This window comes from Haemophilus sp. CCUG 60358 (genome assembly GCF_001679485.1).
GTDB lineage: Bacteria > Pseudomonadota > Gammaproteobacteria > Enterobacterales > Pasteurellaceae > Haemophilus_D.
Window position 1 is genome coordinate 17,547 of sequence record NZ_LZOZ01000015.1, and the last position, 22,029, is coordinate 39,575.

A 22,029-nucleotide genomic window follows, 5' to 3' on the forward strand; every position below is an offset into this window, starting at 1 on the left:
GATTAGAAACGTTGAGCAGGTTGTGCGTTTTCAACTTGCACGAAGAAACCTTTATCATTCAAGATAATGCTGTAATCGGTGACATATTTAACGCTGTTAGTTTCCACTATCGCATTACAGCTGCGAATGCCTTGTTGTGGATAAGATTGCGTTTCACGGGCTTGCGTGATTTGTTTTACTGTCATTTGAGTGTGAGTAGCAGCGCCTTGTTTTTTGAAGGCATCAGATAATACCGCAAAAACTTTTGAATCATTACATCTTGGCACAACGACGGATTTTGTCACAGTATTCGCTGTTTTCTGAGCAACAGTTTCCACTCTATTTTCAGTTACTTTTTCAACGGCTTTTGGTTCCGCTTTCTTCACTTCAGTTTTAACCACTGGAGTTTTTTTAGCCATCACCTTTTCAGGTTTAGCGGATTCTTTAACTGCACTTTGTTTGCTTTTCTCTACAGTCTTTTTATCTTTTACTGCCGCTTGCTTAGTTTTTTCTACTGGCTGTTTGCCTTTCGTTTTTGTCGGCTCTGCTTTAGCGGCTTTATTTGTCGTTTTATTTTTTATTTTTTCTTTTTTTGTTACCGCTTTTTTCGCTTCGACAATTTTAGCTGGCTTTTTCACTTCTGCTTTTTTGGCATCGGCTTTCTTTTTGACTGTTTTGGCTACAGCTTTAGGTGTGGTTGCTTTCTTGGCTTCCACTTTTTTAACTGCCGTTTTCACTGACTTGGTTTGAGTTGATTTTGCCGTATGATTTGGCGATGCAGCAAAGGCCAAAACAGGTAACAAAGCAAAAATCACCGCGAGTAATTTTTTCATCTGTTATTCTCCTTAAACAAAAAGTGCGGTCAACATTAACCGCACTTTGAAATCATTTATAAATTAAAGATAGTAGTGTTCTACGTAGTTTAATTTATCGTCAAGTTTTAACACTAATGGTTGACCGGTTGGGATTTCAAAATCCATGATTTCCGCATCAGAAATACCAATGATGTGTTTTGCTAATGCACGAAGTGAGTTACCGTGTGCCACCACTAAAACACGTTTACCAGAAAGCATTGCTGGAGCAATTTGGTCTTCCCAGAATGGTAATGCGCGTTCTAAGGTTAATTTTAAGTTTTCTGCATTTGGTATAACATCAGACGGAATGTTTGCATAACGACGGTCATTATGTGCAGAATTTGGATCTTTCGGATCTAAATCTGGAGGGGAAATATCATAAGAACGGCGCCAGATATGAACTTGTTCGTCACCGTATTTTTCTGCTGTTTCTTTTTTATCTAAGCCTTGTAATGCACCGTAGTGACGCTCATTTAAACGCCAGTTTTTCACTTGAGGAATCCATAATTGGTGAGATTCTTCTAACACGATGTTACAGGTTTTGATTGCACGAGTTAAAACAGAGGTAAAGGCGATATCAAATTCATAGCCTTTCTCCAACAATTTTTTACCCGCTGCTTTTGCTTCTTCAACACCGCGCTCGGTTAAATTCACATCACGCCAACCGGTGAATAAATTTTTTGCGTTCCACTCACTGAAACCGTGACGAATGAATACTAATTCCATAAGGATCTCCTAAGTATTAATAAAAAAATGAATGGTTCTGTTATAGCAAAAAATCGTTATGTTTAAAAGTAAAAAGGCGGTATTTACTGATCTTTCGCAAAAAATCGCCTGTAAACTTTTAGCCACTCAAAAATAATGCTAGTATTTAAGCTTTATTCGTCCCTTAATTTCTCTCAAGTTTAGATGTATGCAGCAAAGCAATCGTAGAAAAAAAATCTTATCAAAACTGACCGTACTTTTAGCTTGCGGTCTGCTTGGCTTTTCATCTTTCGCGCAAGGCAACGATCTCAACCAAATTCAAAAACAAATTAAACAACAAGAGTCGAAGATCGCCGAGCAAAAACGTGCACAAGCTAAACTCCAAGCTAGTCTTAAAGATCAAGAAAGCAAAATTAATAGCGTTGTTGGTGAATTACGTGAAACAGAATTAAGTTTGCAAGAAATCCGCAAGCAAATGGCGGAAACCGAAAAGCAAATCAAGCAATTAGAAAAGCAAGAGCGCGTGCAAAAAGCGAAGCTCGCACAGCAAATAGATGCCATTTATCGCTCAGGTGTCAATCCTTCTACCTTGGAAAGAATGCTTTCGGAAGATGCCAAAAAAGCGGAACGCATGAAAGTGTATTATCAGCACTTAAACCAAGTTCGCATTGATATGATTAACAATCTGAAAGCGACACAAGAGAATTTAGCGAAACAACGCGAAGCGATTTCAGGCCAACAAAAGAATCATCGCGATCAGCTTTCTACGCAAAAGAAACAGCAGCAAGAATTACAAAAAGCGCAACAAGAACGTCAATCTACGTTAAATGAACTCAACAAAAACTTAACGAAAGATCAGAATAAGCTGGAAACGTTGAAAGCGAATGAAAATGCCCTTCGCCAAGAAATTCAACGTGCTGAACAAGCTGCTCGCCAACAAGAACAACGTGAGCGTGAAGCCCTTGCTCAGAAAAAACAAGAGGAAGAAAAACGTACCTCAAAACCTTATCAACCAACTGATCAAGAACGTAAGTTGATTAACAGCACCAGTGGTTTAGGTACGGCTGCACGTCAATACAGTCGTCCAGTTTCTGGCCCGACGTTATATTCCTTTGGTTCAATCCAAGCGGGCGAAGTACGTTGGAAAGGCATGGTTATCGGTGCACCAACGGGTACCGCGGTAAAAGCTATTGCAAGTGGTCGTGTCATTCTAGCGGGTCATCTTAATGGCTATGGTTATATGGTGATTGTGAAACACGGCGACAGCGACTTGAGCTTATATGGTTTCAACCAAGCGGTATTTGTGAAACAGGGTCAGCTGGTGTCTGCGGGACAAACCATCGCACAAGTGGGGAATACGGGTGAGATCTCTAAACCGGCACTTTACTTTGGTATCAGCCGTAAAGGGGTGCCTGTAAATCCAGCTGGGTGGATTAAATAATGGCGGCATTCTTTCAAAGTGCGGTCAAAAATACGATCATTTTTTCAACCGCACTTTTCTCTGCGTTTACTTCTGCACAAGGCAAACTGGCTATTGTAATTGATGACATTGGCTATCATCCGAAAGAAGATGCCGAGGTTTTAGCCATGCCAAAAGAAATCTCCGTTGCTATTATTCCAGCTGCACCCTATGCCAAATTACGCAATCAAGAAGCGAAAGCACAAAATCATGATATTCTCATCCATATGCCGATGCAGCCTGTCAGCAATATTAAAATTGAGGAAGGTGGTTTGACTTTAGGCTTGTCCGAAGCGCAAGTGAATGAGCGAGTAAAAAAAGCTAAATCTATTGTGCCAAACGCTATAGGAATGAATAATCATATGGGCAGTGCAGCCACGGCCGATGCCACATTAATGACTTATTTAATGACCGCACTTCGCGAGCAGCATTTATTTTTTTTAGATAGCCGTACTATCGGAAAATCAGTTGCGGGAAAAATAGCAAAAGAACAAGGCATACGTGTATTAGATCGCCATGTGTTTTTAGATGACAGTGATAATTTGGCGGATGTTCAACGCCAATTTCAAAATGCAATCCAATATGCACGTAAACATGGCACGGCTATTGCTATTGGACACCCTCGTCCAAATACCGTAGCCGTATTAAAATCGGGAATAAAAAATTTACCCGATGATATTCAATTGGTGGGTATGGGAAGCTTGTGGCGAAATGAAAAAATCTTGCCACCTAAACCATTTATCTTAATTTTTAATGATATTCCTGCGCCAACTTCAGTTGCACCGTTTGAGCCAATCCCTTTATTACGGGGCGTGCCGAGGTAACAAAAAGAGCGGTTAAAAAAACCGCTCTTTTTTATCGTTTGAAATTTGCCTATCGACCATTTCGTTCAAAGAACAAGACAGTTGCGGCAACGCGTGAGTGAACGTTAAGTTTACGAAGTAAGTTACGAATGTGCACTTTAACCGTTTCTTCAGAAATGAAAAGTTGGCCCGCAATTTGTTTATTAGATAAACCTGTTGCGATTAAACGTAATACATCCATTTCACGATCGGTGAGTGAATCCATTGGATCAACAGTATGTTTGCGTTCTAAAAGAAGATTTTTAATCGAATCACTTAAAATCACTTCACCTTGTGCAATACGTTTAATTTGCTCAAGTAGCACATCTGGCTCAGTATCTTTCAATAAATAGCCATCAGCACCCGCATCGATGAGAGTGAAAATATCATTTTTCGCATCAGACACGGTTAAGATCAAAATTCGCGCATCAACACCTTCTGCACGCAAGCCTTTAAGAGTATCTAAACCTGAAAGACCTTTCATATTAAGATCTAAAATGATTAAATCGGGCGATTCTTGAATCGCAATGGAAATGCCTTCTGTACCGCTTCCTACATCAGCGACAACTTCAAAATTCTCTTCTAATTCAACTAATTGTTTGATACCACGACGCATTAATGGATGGTCGTCGATAATTAATACTTTTAACTTTTCTTGCATAATATTCTCCAAGAGATAAGCGGACAAACATTCTATCGCCTGAAGGCGAAAACGTCCACAGCCTTAGATTATTTCTCAATAGATTTTCGACCGAGGGATTCTATCGGGATTTTACCTATCTTCCAATGCATATTTGCAGATAAACTTGATTTATCTCAAACAATGCTTGTTTTGATGTCGCTATTCGCAAGTCCTTTTGCTTTTAAATTTGAACGGCATAATACGCATGCCGCTTTCAGTTGAGTGCAATTGATAAAATTGCGGGTAATTAAAATTCCGTTGCACCATTTTATACGGATTTTCACAATCATTTGAGCCAAGCGATTGATAAATACGATTTATTTCGCGTACTTTATCATCTTTCGAACCTTCACATTGACGATAAATTTCGAGACGGTTCTTCTCATCTAACAAATAGACGTTAAAGCTATTATCGGCATTATCTTCAAAGAAGAATTGTAAAAAACCTTCACTGGCAAACAAATCAATTTCAGGTGGATACCGACGTGCTTCTGGGATAATCTCTTTCTCTTCCAACTGAGTTGGTAAAACGTCTTCAAAATTGTCCGCACTTTCTTTTCCGCCTTCAATAGGTTGCAAGCTGATCCCTTTTTCTTCAAAGAAGAATTGCCAGTTTTTCCCCGCTACACGCAAACGAGAATGTGTTGTTGGACGGCTATCCCCTAATTGAATACTGATACAACGGTTTACGAGTACACTCACTAAGTTTCGCAATGTACGGTTGTAATGTTTACTGTAACAGAAAACCTGCACAGAACGAGGCTGATTCACCCCTTGATCAATTTTATTAGAAAGCACTTTTAAGGCAAGCAAAATCGCATTTTGTCCTTCAAAATGTAAGGTTCGAATTTCATTCCACACATTACGGTAAGTGAAATCAATGCTTCCTACCAAACTCTGTTCTAACTGACCAAAACTGAATAAATCACTTGGCGAAATATTTGATTTAAGCTCTTCGACTTGTGCGGTTGGATCATTCACCAAATTCACCGCGATAAATAGATCGCGGATTTCGCACTGTGAAGAAAGTGCCTCATTTGTCGGAACTTGGCTATTTGTATGCGGAAAAAACAACCGCAAATCAGCTACAAAATTACGTAAAGTAAGTTGGTCGATATTTTGGCTAATTAAGTGCAAATGGGTTTCAGCCGTCAACAAGCGATTAAAATAAGCCCACGCAACCACTTTATTTAAACTTTCGCCGTATTCAATCACACGTTCTTTCGAGAACATAATGTGGTGTGGCGGCTGATTTACCATATACCAACCATCTTTAAAGCGCTTATTGCCGTGAACTTCGATGAACGTGAGGTGTTCTTCTGTTAAGTTATAGGAAATTTGTGAGTTTAGTAACGTAATTTTACCTGGCAATTCTTCAAAGGCAGTATAAAGTTTGCGAGAAAGCACCGTAATATCTTGCGGAATCACGCTAGAATTAATTTTATGTTTGCGTGCAAAATCCACCAGATTTCGATAACTCATCATCAAGAAATTCACTAAATTATTGTGACTTTCTTTCACCCGTTTGATTTTCCAATTTGGACGATGATCTAATTCTTCAATACGTTCTTTTGACCAACCCCATTCTTGGGCCATCATTTTCATATAAGAAATACGCCAGTTTGAGGCGTGATATAACGCAAAGTCTTCCGTCGCTTTCACGTAAAAACAAGAACGTACGAAATCAAGACGCTTAAATTCTGAATGTGCAGTCAAATATTGGCTAATTCTCTCTAGAATCGCAATATAAGGATCGAAATGATGTATAGCCGTGCTGTGACCAGAAAGCAAATCCTCTTTAAATTGGCGAGCAATTAACTGAGCATTTGGGTATTCTTGAGCATAGGTTTCCAACAACAAGATTTTCATCACCGATTTATAAGGTGAATCAATACCTTTATAAAGCTGCCATAAGCTTGCACCAAAATATTCACTGGCTGAGAATTGCCCTAATCCACCGAAATCCACCCAATCATTTAAATTAAGCTCACCAGCCGCGACTAAACGCGCAACTTCGGCCTCATATTGCTTTTCATCTTCCACCCACAAGTGCAGCCACAACAATGGTTTACCCGCAAGACGTACAGCGGAACGATAAAATTCTTCCAACAGCAACATATATTGAGCTGAACCACTGTTTTCTTTAGTTAGTGGATCGGAATAACGTTCGTTACGGAAACGTTGTTGCGTCATCAAATAGAAATGCATTTCCACATGAAATGTCGATGCCCATTGGCTGATTTTCTTCGTTTTTTCTGCTAAGCGCTGCTGTTCTTGTTCAGATAAATCATCTTGATGGCAGATCCAAATATCCAAATCAGAAGCTGAAGTTTGGCTAATGGAGCCAAAACTGCCCATCACATAAATACCTAAGATCTGCGCAAAAACAGCATCAGAATTGACCGCACTTTGCACGGCTTCGACAAGTTCACGATGTTCTTTTGAGAGAAAATTTTGCTGATAATTGGAAAGAGTAAAATCGGCAATGCCTGCCGGGGCATCTTCCACATAACCCGGCAGAGCAGGATGATTAAGATGCAACAACAGCGGCACTAAAGAGACGATGTGTCGGAATGCATCACCTGAGCCCAATAATGCACGATCAAAACGACGTTTATCTAGAGTTTCGATACATTTTCGGGCTTGAGTGAGATCGTATTTCAAGGCTTCCTACCTATGACCATATAACTGGCATTACTGTACCACTTAGCTCATCAGAAATCAAAAATTTAAATGATCTGACTTTTTGCCCTAAAAATGGTAGCATAGGGCATATTTCTATTTAAAATCAGCGGTATTTATGGCAGTACTTAAAACCTTAAAAATTGCAACCCGTCAAAGCCCTTTAGCACTTTGGCAGGCAAATTTTGTGAAAGATCAATTAGAAAAATTTCACCCAACGCTTTCTGTTGAATTAGTTCCAATGGTAACGAAAGGCGATGTAATCTTAGATTCTCCTTTAGCTAAAATTGGTGGAAAAGGCTTATTTGTTAAAGAGTTAGAAAACGCTTTACTTGAAAAACGTGCTGATATTGCCGTCCATTCAATGAAAGATGTGCCTATGGAATTTCCAGAAGGTCTGGGCTTAAGTGTGATCTGTAAACGTGAAGATCCGCGCGATGCTTTCGTGTCTAATACATACCGTTCATTAGATAAATTACCGCAAGGCGCTATTGTCGGAACATCAAGCTTACGTCGTCAATGCCAATTAAAACAATTACGCCCTGATCTTGATATCCGTTCCTTGCGTGGCAATGTAGGAACCCGATTAAGTAAATTAGACAATGGCGAATACGATGCCATTATTTTAGCCTCAGCTGGCTTAATTCGTTTAGGGCTAGCGGAACGTATTGCCTCGTTTATTGAAGTGGAACAGTCGTTACCGGCTGCCGGACAAGGCGCGGTAGGCATTGAGTGCCGTGTTGATGATGAAGAAGTGAAAGCATTACTTGCTACACTTTCCGATGCCACTACGACAACTTGTGTTTTGGCTGAGCGAGCAATGAATACCCGCTTACAAGGTGGTTGCCAAGTGCCAATCGGTGGCTATGCCATTGAGAAAAATGGCGAAATTTTCTTGCGTGCACTCGTTGGAGAAACCGATGGCTCTGCGATTATTCGTGCGGAAGGTAAAAGTGCGGTTGAAAATGCCGAAGCATTAGGCGTGACCATTGCTGAACAACTTCTAGCACAGGGCGCAGATAAGATTCTGGCGAAGATTTACTCAGCATAGGAAATCACCATGGCCGTACTAGTTACTCGCCCGGATGAACGAGGAAAAGCCCTCGTTGACCAGCTGAATCAAGCCGGTGTGGTTGCCTTGCATTTGCCTTTACTTTCTATTGAAGCGGGTGCTGAGTTGGCTCAATTACCGACGAAACTTAATCAGCTAAAAAGTGGTGATTATGTGTTTTTGGTTTCAAAAAGTGCGGTCGATTTTGCGGATAAAACCCTGAAAGATATTGGCTTTAGCTGGCGTCAAGATTTACAATACTTTACAGTTGGACATAGAACGGCACAGCATTTTTCCTGTCAAACTGAATGTACTGTTCGCTATCCAATAACGTCGGAAAATACTGAAGGTGTATTAAATTTACCGCAAATGGCAAAATTAACAGATAAAAACTTGTTAATTTTACGTGGCAACGGTGGACGAGAATTACTACGTGAACAGGCCACACTACGCGGTGCAACTGTTGAGACAGTCGAATGTTACCAACGCACGCCGATTAGTTATAATAACGAAGAGCAAACCAGTATTTGTATTCGTTCTGGTGTGCAAACCCTTGTGGTCACAAGCCTTGAAATTTTGCAGGCGTTAATCGAATTTGTGCCTGAAAATGAACAAAATTGGCTAAAAAATTGCTGTTTAGTCACGGTAAGTCAACGCATTGCGGATGTCGCAGTACAACAAGGTTGGCATAATGTGGTGGTTTCCGCTGGTGCGGACAATCAAAGTTTACTTAATACCTTACTTAATGAAGTAACTCCCCTTTCTCACTAAGGAAAAGATATGGCGAAAGAGAAATTAACCCCTGAAACGACAGATGAAATCCAAGAAACAGATGCAGTGGAAATTCAAACTGAAGATCGCGAGCCTGTTGCGCCACGTACACAAACCGTTGTGAAGAAAAGTGGTACTGGATTAAGTTTATTGGCTATTCTCATTGCACTTGGCGTGGGTGGTGCAGGTTATTATTTTGGCCAACAACAAGTGGATGAATTCCAACAAAAATTGACCGCACTTGAAGCTCAAATCAATAATAAAACGGTGGTTTCAGCACCTGCTCAAGAAGTAAAATTTGATACTACACAGCTTGCTCAATTAGAGTCTGCGAATAAAGCAACGCAAAACAAAATTGCGCAAGTAGAAGAGCTAATCAATGCCAAATCACATGAGTTAGTTGGCTTACAATCACAAATCAATAAAGTGAGCGCACAAGCTAATGCTCAACAGCCTACTGATTGGTTATTCTCAGAAGCAGATTTCTTGCTCAACAATGCATTGCGTAAATTAGTGTTAGATAATGATGTGGATACAGCGGTTTCACTCTTAAAACTCGCTGATGAAACTCTTGCTAAAGTGAATAACTCACAATCCGCGGCTATCCGTAGCGCAATCAATCAAGATCTGAAACAACTTCTCTCCGTAGCTGGCGTGGATCAAAATGCGGTCATGCAAAAATTATCGCAATTAGCTAATACGGTTGATGAGTTACCTGTGTTAGATGTGAATTTCGGTGATGATCAAAATGCAACAAAATTATCAGATTCCCTGTCTGACTGGGCAGAAAATGCAGAAAAAAGTGCGACCTCATTCTTGAATCACTTTATCCGTATTTCACCGAAACATGGTGCGGATCGCAAAGAATTATTAGCGCCAAACCAAGATATCTATTTGCGTGAAAACATTCGTTTACGCTTACAATTAGCAATTATGGCAGTGCCTCGTCAGCAAAATGAGCTTTATAAACAATCTTTAGAGGCCGTTGCATCTTGGATTCGTAGCTATTTTGATACCAATGCTGAAGTGACTCAAAGTTTCTTAAAATCAGTGGATGAATTATCTGAAGTATCCATCTATGTGGATGTGCCAAGCCAATTACAAAGCTTAAATATGCTTGATAAGTACTTAAATCGTACACCTTTAGATGTGCAGAAAGTGGAAATTGAAGCAGAAAAATCGGTTGATAATTCACCAAGAAAAGAAGAAGTAAAACCAGCACCTGAAGCGAAAGCGGAAGAGCCAAAAGCTGAAGAAAAACCCGCTGAAGCACCAGCTGAACAACCGGCAACTGAACCCCAACAATAAGGATAGATAATGTTTAGAGTTCTCTTTTTAATGATCGCCTTACTTGCCGGATTGATTGCAGGGCCTTACCTCTCCGGTCAGCAAGGTTATGTCAGAGTTGAAACGGCAAACACCATATATGAAATGTCACTCACCACATTAGTGATTCTCTTTGTAGTCACGCTTGCTGTGATTTATTCGTTAGAGTGGTTGGTGACTCGCTTCTTCCGTTTAAGTAGCAATACCTATAGCTGGTTCTCTCGCCGTAAACGTGTGAAAGCACAGCGTCAAACCCTTGAAGGCTTGATGAAAATGAATGAAGGCGATTACGCCAAAGCAGAAAAACTGATTGGTAAAAATGCGAAACATTCTGCAGAGCCAGTATTAAATCTGATTAAAGCCGCTGAAGCTGCACAGCAACGCGGTGATGAATTCAGCGCAAACCGTTATTTAATTGAAGCGACTGAACTTGCAGGTTCAGATAACTTAGTCATCGAAATTGCTCGCACCCGTATTTTATTACAACAAAATAAATTACCGGCAGCGCGTAGTTCCGTCGATAGTTTGCTTGAAATGTCAGATCGCAACAAAGAAGTATTAAAACTTGCTGCTGAAATTTATAGCCGTTCTAAAGCTTACCAAGCTTTAGATGAAATCTTAGATTTAATCGAAGGTTCTGGCTTATTCTCAGCTGAAGAATTTAGAGCGCTTCAACAAGAAACAGAAAATGGCTTGTTAGATGAGAAAATGAATGAAGAAGGCGTTGAAGGCTTGCTCGCATGGTGGGAAGCTCAGCCACGCCGTCGTCGCAATGATTTAGAATTAAAAACCGCTTTAATTCAACGTTTAATTGATTGCAACGATCATGAATCGGCTTATGAATTTACGCTTGAAATCATGAAGAAATTGGGTGATAACACACCAATTAGTCATGAGCTTTGTACTCAAATTACTCGTTTACAAGCAGAAGATAACAGCAAACTGCTTAAGTTAGTGGGAAAACGTGCAAAACGTGCCGATGAAAGCCAACGTTGTTGCCTCAATCGTGCATTAGGCTACCTTTATGTGCGTAATAACGATTTTGCTAAAGCAGCAGAAGCATTTAAAAAAGTTACTGCTTGCCCAACCCAGCTTCAACCAAATGATGTCATGATGGCATCCTATGTGTTAGAGCAAGCTGGCGACAAAGCGGCAGCGGAAAAAATTCGTCAGGACAGTTTAAAATCAGCCATGTCTATTCAAGACAAACCGGCTGAAATACAAGATGAACCAAAAACAGACGAAGAACCAACCGCACTTATTGCGAAACGTGATTAAAATAAACAAAGACGGGGCTGAATAAAGCCCCGTTTTTTTCATACCTAATCACCACTTATTTTATTTAAAACCAACTTCTTATTACATTTCATTATAAGTAATGAATTTCCATTCTTTTCTCACCGATTCAAAATTTTTTACTATATCGCCACGCAAACGATTAAATCATGAAAAATGAATTGGGATTATATTTTAAGTGTCACACCACGTTTTGTTCATGCCACAGTGATGACGCTTCATCTCGCCTTTTGTGGCATTTTATTATCGCTGGTGATTGGTGTGATTTGTGCTGTGATTACCACCTACAAAGTCAAATCATTAACTTGGCTAGTAAAAGGCTATATTGAGCTTTCTCGTAATACGCCTTTATTGATTCAAGTGTTTTTTCTCTATTTTGGGCTGTCTAAAATTGGCCTGAAATTAGATGGGTTTACTTGCGGTATTATCGGCCTGGCATTTTTAGGTGGAAGCTATATGGCAGAAGCCATTCGCGGAGGCCTAGAAGCGGTATCAAAAGGGCAAATTGAATCAGCCTTAAGTATTGGTCTAACCCCTTTTCAAGCTTTTCGCTATGTGATTTTTCCACAAGCCTTTGCGATTGCCACACCTGCAATCGGAGCAAATTGCTTGTTCTTAATGAAAGAAACCTCGGTGATCAGCGCTGTCGCTGTCGCTGAACTGATGTTTGTAGCGAAAGAAGTCATCGGGCTCGATTACAAAACCAATGAAGCCTTATTTTTATTAGTGGTGTTTTATTTGATCATTCTATTACCGATGTCTCTGTTCATCAGTTATTTAGAACGCCGTACTCGGAGAGCAAAATATGGGGCTTGAGTTATTATTCCAAGGCAGCAACATTGAACGCTTGCTCAACGGTTTATGGGTGACGGCTGAAATTGCGTTCATTTCTGTCTTCTTCGCCTGTATTTTAGGTGTGATTTTTGGCGTAATTATGACAAGCAGAAATCCCATTATCAAAGCCATTTGCCGCTTTTATTTAGAATTTGTACGCATCATTCCATTATTAGCCTTACTTTTTCTCGCGTATTTCGGTTTGGCAAAATGGTTTGATATTCACTTAGATGGCATTTCTGTATGTATTTTGGTGTTTATTTTCTGGGGAACGGCTGAAATGGGGGATTTAGTGCGTGGCGCATTAACTTCCATTGAAAAACATCAAGTGGAATCAGCCTACGCTTTAGGTTTAACACCGTTTCAAACCTTTGTGTATATTTTACTTCCACAAAGTTTAAAACGTGTGACACCAAGTGCTATTAACCTCTTTACCCGCATGGTAAAAACCAGTTCCTTGGCAATGTTAATCGGGGTAGTAGAAGTGATAAAAGTCGGTCAACAAATTATCGAGCATTCATTATTTAGTAATCAATCGGCGGCGCTTTGGATTTATGGTGTCATTTTCGGTTTATATTTTGTGATTTGTTACCCGCTATCCTTATTTTCCCGTTATTTAGAAACCCGTTGGGAAAGTTAATTTTAATTAGGAAAACACATGGCGTTATTAGAAATTAAAAACCTCGTCAAAAATTACGGTGATGTAGAAGCACTCAAAGGCATCAATCTTTCTATAGAGAAAGGCGAAGTTGTCGTTATTTTAGGTCCATCGGGTTGTGGTAAAAGTACTTTTTTACGCTGCCTAAATGGGCTAGAAGAAATAAAGCGCGGTCAAATTTTGCTGCAAAATGCAGGAGAGTTAGGTAAAGACATTCCTTGGGTTAAAGCGCGTCAACGCATTGGGATGGTATTCCAAAGTTATGAACTCTTCGCTCATTTATCAGTGATTGACAATATTTTACTCGGCCCTTTAAAAGTACAAAAACGCGATCGTGCAGAAGCTGAAAAACAAGCCGATGAGTTACTTAAACGTGTAGGCCTATATGATCGAAAAAATGCCTATCCACGTGAATTATCCGGTGGACAAAAACAGCGAATTGCCATTGTACGTTCACTTTGCATGAACCCTGAAATTATTCTGTTTGATGAAGTCACTGCTGCCCTTGACCCAGAAATGGTACGTGAAGTACTTGATGTAATTTTAGGTCTTGCCAAAGATGGCATGACGATGCTTATCGTTACCCATGAAATGAACTTTGCCCGTCAAGTGGCTAATCGCATCGTGTTTATGGATAAAGGGCAAATCATTGAACAGGCAAAACCAGAAGATTTCTTCACGAATCCAACCACGGATCGTGCGAAAACATTCTTAAATATCTTAAATTATGAACCGAGAGGGACAAACTATGAAGAAAACATTTAAAACATTGACCGCACTTTTATCTACTGCCACCTTAGCATTTGGCTTAACCGCGTGTAATGACAAAGAACCAGCTAAAGACGGAGCAAAAACAATCTCAAGCCTTGAGCAAATACAAAAAGATGGCAAAGTGCGCATTGGTGTATTTAGCGATAAACCACCATTTGGTTATGTGGATACACGAGGTAAAAGCCAAGGCTTTGATGTCGAAATTGGTAAAGCGATCGGTAAAGACTTATTAGGTGACGAAAACAAAGTAGAGTTTGTTTTAGTAGATGCCGCAAACCGTGCAGAATACTTACTTTCTAAGAAAGTTGATATCATTCTCGCCAACTTTACAGTGACGCCAACACGTAAAGAAGTGGTGGATTTTGCGAATCCATACATGAAAGTGGCATTAGGTGTCGTATCAAAAGATGGCTCAGTGATTACGGATCTTGAACAATTAAAAGGCAAAACTTTAATCGTAGATAAGGGTACTACTGCTGATATTTTCTTCACCAAAAACTATCCAGATGTGAAGTTATTGAAATTCGAACAAAATACAGAAACCTTTGAAGCCTTACGTGATGGTCGTGGTGATGCATTATCTAATGACAATACCTTCTTATTCGCTTGGGCAAAACAAAATCCAGGTTATACCGTGGGCGTAAAAAACTTTGGTGATCAAGATGTTATTGCACCAGCTGTTCGCAAAGATGCACCTGAATTGTTAAATTGGTTAAATAACGAAATCCAAACTCTAGGCAAAGATGGGCGTTTAAAACAAGCTTACGAAAAAACCTTATTGCCAGTTTATGGTGATACCGTCAGAGAAAGCGACATCGTGGTTGAATATAAATAATTTAACCCCATTCACTTCCCCTGTAATTTCCCTACAGGGGAAGTGAAAATCGCTTTATTTTTGACCGCTCTTTGAAAGATGTGGGGTAAATCTTGCCTTTAATGGCATTCTTTCCTGAATACGTTCCCGATTAATCTGTAACGCTGCCTCTGTGGCTTCATAGTCCAACCATAAACTTGGATCATCGGGTAACGTTTCATTCCAAATATACTGCACGTTAAAGCCTCGCGCCTTACATTCCGCATGCAATGCATCATACCGTTTCTTTAAAAACGCCAATTTATTAAAGAAAAAGCGCACATGCCCTTCAACTAATTTATATTCCGTAGGCTGTCCTTTCAAATGAAATTTACCTTTCGCCACGGCGTTAGGAATGCGGGTTAATTCACGATGTTCCGCTAAAAGATGCTGATCACAAAGTTCCTCAGGCGGAACAAGATTAATTCGAGTCATGATCGATACCAAATAAAAAGGAACATAGTACGGGGTGTAAAGGTATTTGTCTATCTCATAATAAATACGCCCCAAAAGATTAATTATTTTTCTTTGATTTTCACATGAATCAACCTTTGTTAAACTCATTAAAAATATCGTTATTGAAGGAACCAGCATGTCTGTCAAAACATTTGAAAAATTGACCGCACTTTTAGATAAACATCAAGCACGCTATCGTGTCGTTGAACACCCCACAGCAGGAAAATCAGAAGAAGTGGCTAAAATTCGTGGTACAGAATTAGGGCAAGGGGCAAAAGCGTTAGTATGCAAAGTAAAGGGAAATGGCGTAAAACAAGCGGTATTAGTGATATTGCCGGCTGATCAACAATCTGATTTAAGCAAAGTGGCGGCCTATTTAGGTGGCACGAAAGCCTCCCTTGCTAGTCCTGCAGAAGTAGATACCCTAACTGACTGTGTATTTGGTGCAATTCCGCCTTTTAGCTTTCATCCTGATTTGTTATTAATTGCCGATCCTAGCTTACTGTCTCGTTATGATGAATTAGCATTTAATGCAGGTACGTTAGAACGCTCTATTATTCTCAATACACAAGATTATGCCTCAATCGTTCAGCCCACATTAGTGGATGTAATAAAAACCGAATAGAGAAAAGATTGGTTGTCTTTCATTTGATTGATACAATGCTTCCGTTTTTCTATTAATTGGACATCTCATGAAAAAATATCTTAAAGCATTTATTCTTTTTCCGTTGATTATTCAAATTATCGGCACTGTTGCCTTAACATTCTCGAATAATGATACTGATCAAATTCAGGGCTCTCTGCTTTCTGTCTTTATTGTCGCTACAGTGCCAACTTTTCTCATTACGCTTTGGGCCGCATTTCACCGTTATGCAAGCTACAACGTGAAAGCTATTGCATTAATCGCAGGATTAATCGGATTTAGTTACACAGTCGTGGCAGGATTCTTTTATGCCACACTCGTTAATGACATGGGATTTGGCGAATGGTTACGCGCAGGAGGATTAGAAATTACCTGCTTAATGGCCGCAGGTTTGGCACTTTATTCTGTGATGGTATTACCGCTCTTGTTACCTAAAGAACGCCCACTATAAGGCGATTTGAGGCGAATATTGAGCAGTTAAATCCACCAAATCTGCTAATGAAATTGACCGCACTTGATTGTTTTCTGGCAAAAGTGCGGTTAAATTTCGAGCTAAAATATCCTGTTCCAACATAAAACATTGCCCTTTGCATTGAGTAAACATTTCCCCATACTTCACCGCTAACAACACGCCGTCTTGCCATAAAACTACCACATCATTTTCAGTGATTTCAGTCAAATAACGTTGAAGTTCTGTCTCAGAATAATGAGCTTGAGAAAAGGTATAAAGCATAATATTCCTTAAAACGTAAACACTTTTTCTGCTTGGCTAAGTTTATTGATCAGTGAAGTGCGGTCAATTTTTTCAGCAGAAATAATGAGTTGTTCTGTTTGCAAATTGTATTGGTCGAGTGAAGTGGCACAGACAAAGCGCTGTTCAATATCGTATAAATCTAATAATTTAAAGGTACGAATAAAATCTTTTTGTAACAATAACTCAGGATTTTGCCCATCGAGTAAATTTAATACGCCATCATCGATAAAAAAGACACCGATTTCCTCTTCATCACAAAATGCTGTCGCAGCAAGCAAAGCATCTAAACCTTCACGAGAAATCGCGTTTCCATACGGTGCGGTACGAAATAAGAATGCCAGCTTCATAATGTCACCACCCGATCTGCTTTTAATACCATCGCCATAAACTCGCCTAAGCCTGTAATCTTAAAACCTTCTGCAAGATTCGTTTTATCTGTCTCTTTTGCCGTAAGTGCATCCACCACACCACGACGTTGTGAAGCGGCTACACATAAATGCAAAGGAATATGATGCTTTGCTGACAAGGCTTGCCAAGCTTGCGTGAGATTAAATTCATCATTGGCAGGATAAACCAAGCCATTGCCATTACTTACACCGTCTTGGAAAAAGAAAATTTGGCTAATAGCATGCCCTTTTTCGAGTAAAGCTTGGGCAAATTGATAGGCAAGAAAAGCCCCTTGTTTTCCATAAACGGGACTTTTCACGGCGAGAACATAGTTCATTACTCTTGCTCTTGTTTGATTTGACGAATATACAAATACACGGTGTGGCGAGAAATCGCGAGGCGATCAGCCACTAAATTGATCGCATCTTTAATATCAAAAATGCCTTTTTCGTAAAGTGAAATCACAATCTGACGGTTCTTATTATTATTCGAAACCGAGCGATCTGCATTCACTTCTTCAATGGTTTTTTCTACCGTTTGTGCCACCAATTCTTCCACTGAACTTGCAAAATTGACGGAAGAGGTTTCATTTTGTTCCTGCGTTGGCATAAAGGCCTGCATAAATTGAGAGACCGGCACATCCAAATTAATATTGATACAAAGTAAACCAATAATGCGTTGTTTGCTATTTCGAATGGCGATGGTCACAGACTTCATCAACACATTGCCTTTCGCACGCGTGAAATAAGGCTTAGACACACTCTCACTTTGCATATTACGCAAGGATTTTAGGGCTAAATCCGTAATCGGGGAACCCACTTGGCGATTGGTATTATGCCCATTGGCAATACAAATCGCAGAATGCTCAATATCTTCCAAAGAATGTAATACGATTTCACAATGCTCGCCAATCAACGCGCTCACGCCATCAACTACCGCTTTATAGGAAATCAGAATGGTACGATCTTCATCGGTGAAAGGTTGTCTATCGGTTAGTATCATTTTTCAAATCTGGTAGGGAAAATGACCGCACTTTGGACAAAGTGCGGTTAAATTAAGGATTATTTTTTAGGATTAACGTCTAATACTTCAACTTCGAAGTAAAGTGTTGCATCAGGTGGAATTGAATCGCCTGCACCTTGTTTGCCATAAGCTAATTCAGGTGGAATCACTAATTCGATTTTACCGCCTTTCTTCACTAACTGAAGACCTTCAGTCCAACCTTTGATCACTTGGTTTAATTTAAACTCAACCGGTTGACCACGTTCAACAGAGCTATCAAATACTTTACCATCTGGTAATTTACCAGTGTAATGTACTTTCACAGTATCTGTTGCTTTAATCGCATCACCTTTACCTGCTTCAGTGATTTTGTAAAGTAAGCCATCTTTAGTGCTTTTTACACCATCTTTTTTCGCAAATTCAGCGCGGTATTTATCGCCTTCTTCTTTTGCGGCTTTCGCTTGTTGTTCTACTTTTGCTTTCGCTGCAGACACTAATTGCTCTTGAATACCATCTAAGGTTTGTTGAATTTTTTCGTCTTTACGAACATCAACTTTACCTTCTAATGCATCTTTTAAGCCATCTAAAATACGCGCATTATCGTATTGAATCACTTCTTTTTGAGCATCCACTAAATCTTTTACTTGGTTACCCATTAATGCACCTACAGCATAAGACGCATCACTTGCGCTTGGCGCTGCTTTATCTTCTGCAAAAACAGAACCTGAAACAACCGCACTTACCATAAGTGCAGCAAGAGAAAGCTTTTGAATTTTCAACATTTTGCTTGATCCTTTATAATAGAAACGGAATAGTGAATAGGTTAAATCGGATTGACCAAATTCACAACATTTTTTTAAAAATTAGAGAAATTTTATGCAAAATCAACAAATTTTAGAAGATCGCATCGCCGAACTTGAAATGAAAATTGCTTTTCAAGAACAACTTTTAGACGAACTCAACCAAGCATTAGTTCAACAACAGTTTGATATGGATAAAATTCAACTTCAACTCCGCTATCTCGCCGGCAAATTAAAAGATATGCAACCTTCTAATATTGCCAGCCAAGCAGAAGAAACACCGCCTCCGCATTATTAAATGTAATAAAACCATATTTTTAGCTAAATGCGTGATCTTCATCACAAATTCATGAAAAATATTTTTATTTTATTGAAAAAATAACTAAGTGTTTTTATGGTTACCTCTATAGTTGTAAGCCAAATAGAGGATGTAAAAATGGCAAAGTTAGAAATAAAAAATATTACAAAAAAATTTGGTGACTTTTACGCAGCAAATAATATTACTTTTACCGCTGAAGAAGGCGAGTTTGTCACCTTATTAGGACCAAGCGGCTGTGGTAAAACCTCCTTATTAAAATTAATCGCTGGATTTCATGTGGCTGATGAAGGTGAAATCCTTATCGGAGGAAAAAATGTTAACAATGTTCCTCCAGAAAAACGCAATACAGCCATGTGTTTCCAATCTTATGCCCTTTTCCCTCACCTCAATGTTTCTCACAATATTTGCTATGGTTTAAAGCAACGTAAAATTGATATTGAAGAACAAAAACAGCGTTTAAATCTCGCATTGAAACAAATGGATTTAGAATTTCATAAATTGAAATTACCCAATGAGCTTTCTGGAGGTCAACAGCAACGTGTCGCATTAGCCAGAGCCATGGTCACTCGTCCAGATGTAATTTTATTTGATGAACCGCTTTCCAACTTAGATGCTAAATTACGCGAAAGTGTACGTTTTGAAATTAAGCAACTCTCAAAACAATATAATTTGACTAGTATTTATGTGACTCACGATCAGGCTGAAGCCCTAACCATGTCAGATAAAATTATTGTGTTAAATAAAGGTGCTATTGAGCAAATTGGCTCTCCTCAAGATATTTATCATCACCCTAAAAACCGCTTTGTGGCAGACTTTATTGGCATTGCCAATATCACAGAAGCCAATGTAAAAAATATCGGTGATAACCTTTATGCTGTTAGTTCTATTTTTGGCGATTTCACCGTATTTTCAGAGAAAAAACCGGAATCAGAACGAATTTATATTTGCTTTCGACCGGAAGACATTGAATTGTTACCAAACGCACAAACGGAAGCGGAAAACCAAATTACAGTAGATATCATCAACACCGCTTTTATGGGCAATATCACGGAAGTGCAAGGAGTCATTAAACGTAATGATGAAGAGAAAAAATTACGCCTGCAACTAACAAAATGTCCGGATTTGAGCGATAAACTCACCTTTACGGTTCCCCGCCATGCGATTAAATTCTTGGAGTCCGTAAAATGAAAAGTCTCAAAAATGATGTAAAAGCATGGTTATTGCTATGTAGCGGTTTAGGTACGATCCTATTTTTAATGGGGTCCACGTTCTACATTGTCGTCTCTCAAAGCCTTGGTTTATACAGTATGGGCGGGGAAGAAAGTCAATTTAGTTTAGAGTATTGGCAAGCCGTATTAAATAGCCCAGTATTCCAAAATTCGTATATTTATTCCGTAAAAGTGTCTTTATTAGGGGCGATTTTATCCATCATCGTGGCTTATCCCATTGCCATGTGGTTACGTAAAAAATTACCAGCCAAGGTAACAATTATAACCATCTTGCGGGCACCTATGTTGGTACCAGGATTAGTTGCAGCCTTCTTGTTCGTCAATATGATCTCTTACCACGGCATTCTTAATGAGGTATTTGTTTATTTAGGCATTTGGGACGAACCGAAAACCTTACAAAATGATGAATTTGGTTGGGGGGTAGTGATTTTACAAATGTGGAAAAACATTCCCTTTGCTTTAATTCTTATTGGTGGCGCGGTCAATTCACTGAAAACTGATTTATTAGATGCGGCAGCTAATTTAGGTTCGAATCCTTGGCAACGTTTTTGTTATGTGATATTCCCTCTAACCTTAGGTGCGGTACAAGTTTCCTTTATTTTAATATTTATCGGTGCACTCGGTGATTTCGCCTTTTATAGTATTGCAGGTCCTCGTAGTACCTATTCTTTAGCACGTTTAATGCAAATGTCCGCCTATGAATTTGAAGAATGGAATCAAAGTGCGGTCATGGCATTAACTATTATGTTGACCTCTGCCTTCTTCACCATCCTAGTGTCATTATTGATTAAACCATTAGCCGTCAAACGTGGAGAAGTCAAATGAGTAGTTCCGTACAAATCACAACGAAAAATGGTCGATTAATCGCACGTATTTCCTTAACGTTCTTTATTCTTGCTAATTTTATTTGGTTGTTCCTACCCTTTTTAATGGCAGGTTTATGGTCATTGGTAGATCCCGCTAAACCGTGGAGTTATCCAGATATTTTCCCTCAATCATTATCTTTTGAGCGTTGGAAAATCGTCTGGGAAACCACCTCTTTACCTGAAGCAATGTTTAATAGCTATACCATTGCGCCTACGGTTTCACTGATCACTATTTTACTCTCTCTCCCAACAGCTTATGCATTTGGACGTATGGAGTTTAGAGGTAAAAAATTAGCAGAATTATTAACACTGATTCCATTGGTTATTCCAGGTATGATTATTGCCCTATTCTTTAGCCGTATGTTATTGGATTTAAATATTAATAATCCATTCATCGGCATTGTTATTGGGCATGTGGTACTCACGTTGCCTTATGCTATTCGGATTTTATCCGCAGGCTTTTCTTCTGTACCGCAAGACCTCATTGATGCTAGCCGTGACTTAGGTGCATCTAAATTTACCGTTTTCAAAGACGTGTATATGCCGATGTTGAAACCCAGTTTTTTAGCATCAATTATCTTCTGTTTAGTGAAAAGCATTGAAGAGTTTGCTATCGCTTTCGTTATCGGCTCACCAGACTTTATTACCGTGCCAACCATTTTATATTCTTTCCTCGGTTATTCTTTTATTCGTCCGAATGCGGCCGTTGTATCGATTATTTTGTTGGTACCAAACATTATTTTGATGATGATTATCGAAAAATTGTTGAAAGGGAATTATCTCTCTCAATCCACAGGAAAAGCATAATTT

At 39.3% G+C, this 22,029-nt stretch carries 26 protein-coding genes; 16 read left to right on the forward strand and 10 right to left on the reverse strand.

The features are described 5' to 3' along the window. Positions 1-2: 2 nt before the first annotated feature. Together A9500_RS07190 and A9500_RS07195 are read right to left on the reverse strand one after the other, a co-directional pair. Positions 3-812: a hypothetical protein gene (locus A9500_RS07190; RefSeq protein ID WP_065244418.1), complete on the reverse strand. Its 810-nt coding sequence runs from the start codon at positions 810-812 to the stop codon at positions 3-5. A gap of 63 nt (positions 813-875) precedes the next feature. Next, positions 876-1,559, reverse strand: coding sequence for a 2,3-diphosphoglycerate-dependent phosphoglycerate mutase (locus tag A9500_RS07195; protein WP_049365165.1), 684 nt, complete (start codon positions 1,557-1,559; stop codon positions 876-878). A 187-nt stretch (positions 1,560-1,746) separates the two neighbouring features. Here A9500_RS07195 and envC point away from each other — a divergent pair, with 187 nt between their 5' ends. Together envC and A9500_RS07205 are read left to right on the forward strand one after the other, a co-directional pair. Beyond that, positions 1,747-2,979, forward strand: a complete 1,233-nt coding sequence (envC, locus tag A9500_RS07200) for a murein hydrolase activator EnvC (RefSeq protein WP_065244419.1) — start codon at positions 1,747-1,749, stop codon at positions 2,977-2,979. Continuing rightward, on the forward strand, positions 2,979-3,821 hold the full coding sequence (locus A9500_RS07205) for a divergent polysaccharide deacetylase family protein (protein ID WP_065244420.1): 843 nt from the start codon (positions 2,979-2,981) through the stop codon (positions 3,819-3,821). Before envC ends, A9500_RS07205 begins: the two co-directional genes overlap by 1 nt. A 49-nt stretch (positions 3,822-3,870) precedes the next feature. On the opposite strand, the gene A9500_RS07210 is transcribed toward A9500_RS07205, so the two are convergent. Beyond that, a complete protein-coding gene (locus tag A9500_RS07210; protein ID WP_005694852.1) occupies positions 3,871-4,500 on the reverse strand; it encodes a response regulator in 630 nt (209 codons plus the stop codon). A 180-nt stretch (positions 4,501-4,680) separates the two neighbouring features. Further along, entirely contained in the window at positions 4,681-7,185 is a 2,505-nt protein-coding gene (locus A9500_RS07215; RefSeq protein WP_065244421.1) for a class I adenylate cyclase, read from the reverse strand. A 136-nt stretch (positions 7,186-7,321) separates the two neighbouring features. Here A9500_RS07215 and hemC point away from each other — a divergent pair, with 136 nt between their 5' ends. The 8 genes from hemC to A9500_RS07255 all read left to right on the forward strand — a co-directional run bounded on the left by hemC (position 7,322) and on the right by A9500_RS07255 (position 14,745). After that, positions 7,322-8,254, forward strand: coding sequence for a hydroxymethylbilane synthase (gene hemC / locus A9500_RS07220; RefSeq protein ID WP_065244422.1), 933 nt, complete (start codon positions 7,322-7,324; stop codon positions 8,252-8,254). Between the two features lie 9 nt (positions 8,255-8,263). Beyond that, on the forward strand, positions 8,264-9,025 hold the full coding sequence (locus A9500_RS07225) for a uroporphyrinogen-III synthase (RefSeq protein ID WP_054420149.1): 762 nt from the start codon (positions 8,264-8,266) through the stop codon (positions 9,023-9,025). Between the two features lie 9 nt (positions 9,026-9,034). Continuing rightward, entirely contained in the window at positions 9,035-10,333 is a 1,299-nt protein-coding gene (locus tag A9500_RS07230; RefSeq protein ID WP_065244423.1) for a uroporphyrinogen-III C-methyltransferase, read from the forward strand. Positions 10,334-10,342: 9 nt separating this feature from the next. Beyond that, a complete protein-coding gene (locus A9500_RS07235; protein ID WP_065244424.1) occupies positions 10,343-11,629 on the forward strand; it encodes a heme biosynthesis protein HemY in 1,287 nt (428 codons plus the stop codon). A 174-nt stretch (positions 11,630-11,803) separates the two neighbouring features. Next, positions 11,804-12,463, forward strand: coding sequence for an amino acid ABC transporter permease (locus tag A9500_RS07240; RefSeq protein WP_065244425.1), 660 nt, complete (start codon positions 11,804-11,806; stop codon positions 12,461-12,463). After that, positions 12,453-13,121: an amino acid ABC transporter permease gene (locus A9500_RS07245; RefSeq protein WP_065244426.1), complete on the forward strand. Its 669-nt coding sequence runs from the start codon at positions 12,453-12,455 to the stop codon at positions 13,119-13,121. The genes A9500_RS07240 and A9500_RS07245 overlap by 11 nt, the downstream gene beginning before the upstream one ends. An 18-nt stretch (positions 13,122-13,139) precedes the next feature. Then, positions 13,140-13,904: an amino acid ABC transporter ATP-binding protein gene (locus A9500_RS07250; RefSeq protein ID WP_049356852.1), complete on the forward strand. Its 765-nt coding sequence runs from the start codon at positions 13,140-13,142 to the stop codon at positions 13,902-13,904. Further along, entirely contained in the window at positions 13,888-14,745 is an 858-nt protein-coding gene (locus tag A9500_RS07255; protein WP_065244427.1) for a cysteine ABC transporter substrate-binding protein, read from the forward strand. The genes A9500_RS07250 and A9500_RS07255 overlap by 17 nt, the downstream gene beginning before the upstream one ends. Positions 14,746-14,799: 54 nt before the next feature. On the opposite strand, the gene A9500_RS07260 is transcribed toward A9500_RS07255, so the two are convergent. After that, on the reverse strand, positions 14,800-15,198 hold the full coding sequence (locus tag A9500_RS07260; RefSeq protein ID WP_065244428.1) for a pyrimidine dimer DNA glycosylase/endonuclease V: 399 nt from the start codon (positions 15,196-15,198) through the stop codon (positions 14,800-14,802). 157 nt (positions 15,199-15,355) lie between these two features. Here A9500_RS07260 and A9500_RS07265 point away from each other — a divergent pair, with 157 nt between their 5' ends. Together A9500_RS07265 and A9500_RS07270 are read left to right on the forward strand one after the other, a co-directional pair. Continuing rightward, entirely contained in the window at positions 15,356-15,844 is a 489-nt protein-coding gene (locus A9500_RS07265) for a YbaK/prolyl-tRNA synthetase associated domain-containing protein (protein ID WP_049384684.1), read from the forward strand. A gap of 67 nt (positions 15,845-15,911) precedes the next feature. Continuing rightward, positions 15,912-16,313: a hypothetical protein gene (locus A9500_RS07270; protein ID WP_065244429.1), complete on the forward strand. Its 402-nt coding sequence runs from the start codon at positions 15,912-15,914 to the stop codon at positions 16,311-16,313. Here A9500_RS07270 and A9500_RS07275 read toward each other — a convergent pair. From A9500_RS07275 to fkpA, 5 genes are read right to left on the reverse strand one after another with little or no spacing between them, the layout of a single operon-like run. Continuing rightward, positions 16,308-16,595: a DsrH/TusB family sulfur relay protein gene (locus tag A9500_RS07275; protein WP_065244430.1), complete on the reverse strand. Its 288-nt coding sequence runs from the start codon at positions 16,593-16,595 to the stop codon at positions 16,308-16,310. The genes A9500_RS07270 and A9500_RS07275 overlap by 6 nt on opposite strands. 8 nt (positions 16,596-16,603) lie before the next feature. Beyond that, positions 16,604-16,963, reverse strand: coding sequence for a sulfurtransferase complex subunit TusC (gene tusC, locus A9500_RS07280; RefSeq protein ID WP_065244431.1), 360 nt, complete (start codon positions 16,961-16,963; stop codon positions 16,604-16,606). Further along, complete coding sequence (gene tusD, locus A9500_RS07285; RefSeq protein ID WP_065244432.1) at positions 16,960-17,340, reverse strand: sulfurtransferase complex subunit TusD; 381 nt, start codon at positions 17,338-17,340, stop codon at positions 16,960-16,962. Before tusD ends, tusC begins: the two co-directional genes overlap by 4 nt. Continuing rightward, positions 17,340-18,005 (reverse strand): transcriptional regulator, encoded by a 666-nt coding sequence (locus A9500_RS07290; protein ID WP_005694875.1) that lies wholly within the window; start codon positions 18,003-18,005, stop codon positions 17,340-17,342. Before A9500_RS07290 ends, tusD begins: the two co-directional genes overlap by 1 nt. Positions 18,006-18,064: 59 nt before the next feature. Continuing rightward, positions 18,065-18,787 carry an FKBP-type peptidyl-prolyl cis-trans isomerase gene (fkpA, locus tag A9500_RS07295; RefSeq protein WP_014064414.1) on the reverse strand — a complete coding sequence of 241 codons (723 nt, stop codon included), beginning with the start codon at positions 18,785-18,787 and terminating at the stop codon, positions 18,065-18,067. A gap of 94 nt (positions 18,788-18,881) precedes the next feature. Here fkpA and A9500_RS07300 point away from each other — a divergent pair, with 94 nt between their 5' ends. The 4 genes from A9500_RS07300 (at position 18,882) to A9500_RS07315 (ending at position 22,026) form a co-directional block, all read left to right on the forward strand. Then, positions 18,882-19,103, forward strand: a complete 222-nt coding sequence (locus A9500_RS07300) for a SlyX family protein (RefSeq protein WP_005699194.1) — start codon at positions 18,882-18,884, stop codon at positions 19,101-19,103. A gap of 138 nt (positions 19,104-19,241) precedes the next feature. After that, a complete protein-coding gene (locus tag A9500_RS07305; RefSeq protein WP_065244433.1) occupies positions 19,242-20,312 on the forward strand; it encodes an ABC transporter ATP-binding protein in 1,071 nt (356 codons plus the stop codon). After that, on the forward strand, positions 20,309-21,178 hold the full coding sequence (locus tag A9500_RS07310; RefSeq protein ID WP_065244434.1) for an ABC transporter permease: 870 nt from the start codon (positions 20,309-20,311) through the stop codon (positions 21,176-21,178). The genes A9500_RS07305 and A9500_RS07310 overlap by 4 nt, the downstream gene beginning before the upstream one ends. Further along, on the forward strand, positions 21,175-22,026 hold the full coding sequence (locus tag A9500_RS07315; RefSeq protein ID WP_049369977.1) for an ABC transporter permease: 852 nt from the start codon (positions 21,175-21,177) through the stop codon (positions 22,024-22,026). The genes A9500_RS07310 and A9500_RS07315 overlap by 4 nt, the downstream gene beginning before the upstream one ends. Positions 22,027-22,029: the final 3 nt, after the last annotated feature.

What these genes read in the sequence shown, in the direction of transcription:
- A9500_RS07230 (WP_065244423.1), top strand. Translation starts at nt 9,035, where the DNA reads ATGGCGAAAGAGAAATTAACCCCTGAAACGACAGATGAAATCCAAGAA.
- hemC (WP_065244422.1), top strand. Translation starts at nt 7,322, where the DNA reads ATGGCAGTACTTAAAACCTTAAAAATTGCAACCCGTCAAAGCCCTTTA.
- A9500_RS07235 (WP_065244424.1), top strand. Translation starts at nt 10,343, where the DNA reads ATGTTTAGAGTTCTCTTTTTAATGATCGCCTTACTTGCCGGATTGATT.
- tusD (WP_065244432.1), bottom strand. Translation starts at nt 17,340, where the DNA reads ATGAACTATGTTCTCGCCGTGAAAAGTCCCGTTTATGGAAAACAAGGG.
- A9500_RS07305 (WP_065244433.1), top strand. Translation starts at nt 19,242, where the DNA reads ATGGCAAAGTTAGAAATAAAAAATATTACAAAAAAATTTGGTGACTTT.
- A9500_RS07310 (WP_065244434.1), top strand. Translation starts at nt 20,309, where the DNA reads ATGAAAAGTCTCAAAAATGATGTAAAAGCATGGTTATTGCTATGTAGC.
- A9500_RS07300 (WP_005699194.1), top strand. Translation starts at nt 18,882, where the DNA reads ATGCAAAATCAACAAATTTTAGAAGATCGCATCGCCGAACTTGAAATG.
- A9500_RS07265 (WP_049384684.1), top strand. Translation starts at nt 15,356, where the DNA reads ATGTCTGTCAAAACATTTGAAAAATTGACCGCACTTTTAGATAAACAT.
- A9500_RS07205 (WP_065244420.1), top strand. Translation starts at nt 2,979, where the DNA reads ATGGCGGCATTCTTTCAAAGTGCGGTCAAAAATACGATCATTTTTTCA.
- A9500_RS07255 (WP_065244427.1), top strand. Translation starts at nt 13,888, where the DNA reads ATGAAGAAAACATTTAAAACATTGACCGCACTTTTATCTACTGCCACC.
- A9500_RS07240 (WP_065244425.1), top strand. Translation starts at nt 11,804, where the DNA reads ATGAATTGGGATTATATTTTAAGTGTCACACCACGTTTTGTTCATGCC.
- A9500_RS07190 (WP_065244418.1), bottom strand. Translation starts at nt 812, where the DNA reads ATGAAAAAATTACTCGCGGTGATTTTTGCTTTGTTACCTGTTTTGGCC.
- A9500_RS07245 (WP_065244426.1), top strand. Translation starts at nt 12,453, where the DNA reads ATGGGGCTTGAGTTATTATTCCAAGGCAGCAACATTGAACGCTTGCTC.
- A9500_RS07290 (WP_005694875.1), bottom strand. Translation starts at nt 18,005, where the DNA reads ATGATACTAACCGATAGACAACCTTTCACCGATGAAGATCGTACCATT.
- tusC (WP_065244431.1), bottom strand. Translation starts at nt 16,963, where the DNA reads ATGAAGCTGGCATTCTTATTTCGTACCGCACCGTATGGAAACGCGATT.
- A9500_RS07195 (WP_049365165.1), bottom strand. Translation starts at nt 1,559, where the DNA reads ATGGAATTAGTATTCATTCGTCACGGTTTCAGTGAGTGGAACGCAAAA.
- A9500_RS07275 (WP_065244430.1), bottom strand. Translation starts at nt 16,595, where the DNA reads ATGCTTTATACCTTTTCTCAAGCTCATTATTCTGAGACAGAACTTCAA.
- envC (WP_065244419.1), top strand. Translation starts at nt 1,747, where the DNA reads ATGCAGCAAAGCAATCGTAGAAAAAAAATCTTATCAAAACTGACCGTA.
- fkpA (WP_014064414.1), bottom strand. Translation starts at nt 18,787, where the DNA reads ATGTTGAAAATTCAAAAGCTTTCTCTTGCTGCACTTATGGTAAGTGCG.
- A9500_RS07250 (WP_049356852.1), top strand. Translation starts at nt 13,140, where the DNA reads ATGGCGTTATTAGAAATTAAAAACCTCGTCAAAAATTACGGTGATGTA.
- A9500_RS07315 (WP_049369977.1), top strand. Translation starts at nt 21,175, where the DNA reads ATGAGTAGTTCCGTACAAATCACAACGAAAAATGGTCGATTAATCGCA.
- A9500_RS07260 (WP_065244428.1), bottom strand. Translation starts at nt 15,198, where the DNA reads ATGACTCGAATTAATCTTGTTCCGCCTGAGGAACTTTGTGATCAGCAT.
- A9500_RS07225 (WP_054420149.1), top strand. Translation starts at nt 8,264, where the DNA reads ATGGCCGTACTAGTTACTCGCCCGGATGAACGAGGAAAAGCCCTCGTT.
- A9500_RS07210 (WP_005694852.1), bottom strand. Translation starts at nt 4,500, where the DNA reads ATGCAAGAAAAGTTAAAAGTATTAATTATCGACGACCATCCATTAATG.
- A9500_RS07270 (WP_065244429.1), top strand. Translation starts at nt 15,912, where the DNA reads ATGAAAAAATATCTTAAAGCATTTATTCTTTTTCCGTTGATTATTCAA.